The sequence below is a fragment of the Romboutsia sp. genome (assembly GCF_035470145.1).
Lineage (GTDB): Bacteria > Bacillota > Clostridia > Peptostreptococcales > Peptostreptococcaceae > Romboutsia_D.
Window position 1 is genome coordinate 1 of the sequence record NZ_DATIRC010000179.1, and the last position, 1,746, is coordinate 1,746.

A 1,746-nucleotide genomic window follows, 5' to 3' on the forward strand; every position below is an offset into this window, starting at 1 on the left:
TTGTTTTTCCATTCCAAAATTAGAGCATCTATGTTTTACAAATGCATCTACTTCTACAAAAGTATTTTCATCAAATAATTTATTTAATCTTTCTCTTGCAGTTAATTTTCCTGATGCATGTTGTTTATCTATTCTTTTTTGCCCTCCACCCAATTCTATTTTACTTCTTTTTTCATGAAGTAAATTTAATTTCTCTTGTGACATATAACCACCCCCAAGAATTTGATTTTTACTTATTTTCTTTCACTTAGTTCTAATAATACCCCATCTGTTCCCTTTGGATGACAAAATGCTATTTTTGCATTTCCTGCTCCATATCTAGGTTTTTCGTCTATCATTTTATATCCCTTAGCTTTAACTTCCTCTATAGCTTTTTCTATATCATCAACTCTTACTGCTACATGTTGGATTCCGCCTCTTCCTCCATTTTTAGCTATAAACTTAGCTATTGGTCCATCTTCAGTAGTTGATTCTAATAACTCAAGTTCAGTATCCCCTACAGGTAAAAATGCAACTTTAACCTTTTGATCTTCTACTATTTCTGTACCTTCACATTTTAAACCAAGTACGTCTTCATAAAATTTTAAAGTTTCCTCTAAATTATTTACAGCTATACCTACATGATCTACTCTTAATATATCCATACTATATCCCTCCACTTATAAACTTTTATTGTGTATTATTTTTTCAAATAGTATATTACTTATCGAATAAGGATCTATTTCCTTAGTCATAGTCTTAGTTAATAATTCTTCTATCTCATAGCTATATTCTAAATTTTTAACTAATTTAGAAACTTTTCTCTGAACCAACTCTTTAATTTCTAATCTATTTCTATCTAATCTTTTATTATTTAATTTGTTACTTTCTTCTAAAAATCCTTTATGTTTTAATATATTTTTATAAGTTTGTTCTACACCTTCTCCATTTTCTGCTATTGCTAAATTTACTGGCGGTCTAAATTCCCAATCTTTTTTAAAATCTAGCATCATTTCTATTTCTAAAGATGTTCTCTTAGCCCCATCTTTATCAGCTTTATTTATGACGAATACATCCGCAATTTCCATAACTCCAGCTTTTATAGCTTGTATATCATCACCTAAACCTGGGACCATTACCATAAGTGTAGTGTCAGAAGTTTTTACTATATCAATTTCCGATTGACCAACTCCGACTGTTTCTATAAATATGTAATCACACCCATATGCATCTAAAACTTTTATAGCAGCTTGAGTTGCATTAGATAAACCACCTAAACTTCCTCTGGTGCCCATAGATCTTATAAAAACTCCAGGGTCTGTGTTTAAGTCATTCATTCTTACTCTATCTCCTAAAATAGCACCTTTTGTAAAAGGACTTGTAGGATCTATTGCAATAATTCCTACTTTTTTATCTTCTTTTCTTATTAATTTTACTAGCTTATCAGTAAATGTAGATTTACCCGCACCAGGAGGGCCTGTTATTCCAACAACATAAGCCCCACCTGTGTGTTTATAAATTTCTTTTAAAGCATCTTCATACCCACAAACTTCATTTTCTACAATAGTGATAAGTCTAGCACAATCTCTTTTTTTGCCTTCTAGTACTCCATTCACTATATTTTTCATAGTATCCTCACTTTTATTGAGCTAATGCTCTTTTAATATTTTTTTGTATAAACTCTATAGTTACTGAAGTTGGTGTCCCTGGAGTAAATATCTCAGCTATTCCTTTTTCTTTTAAGTATGGTATATCATCCTCAGGTAT

General features: G+C 30.6%; 3 protein-coding genes. All 3 read right to left on the bottom strand.

The genetic code is table 11. The annotated features are described in order from the left end of the window. Positions 1-204: carboxyl transferase domain-containing protein (locus VLM92_RS07405; RefSeq protein WP_325275698.1), on the bottom strand; the 204-nt coding region annotated here is incomplete at its 3' end. Between the two features lie 29 nt (positions 205-233). Next, positions 234-644, bottom strand: coding sequence for a methylmalonyl-CoA epimerase (gene mce, locus VLM92_RS07410; protein WP_325275699.1), 411 nt, complete (start codon positions 642-644; stop codon positions 234-236). A 15-nt stretch (positions 645-659) separates the two neighbouring features. After that, positions 660-1,607: a methylmalonyl Co-A mutase-associated GTPase MeaB gene (gene meaB / locus VLM92_RS07415; RefSeq protein WP_325275700.1), complete on the bottom strand. Its 948-nt coding sequence runs from the start codon at positions 1,605-1,607 to the stop codon at positions 660-662. Between the last annotated feature and the right edge of the window lie 139 nt (positions 1,608-1,746).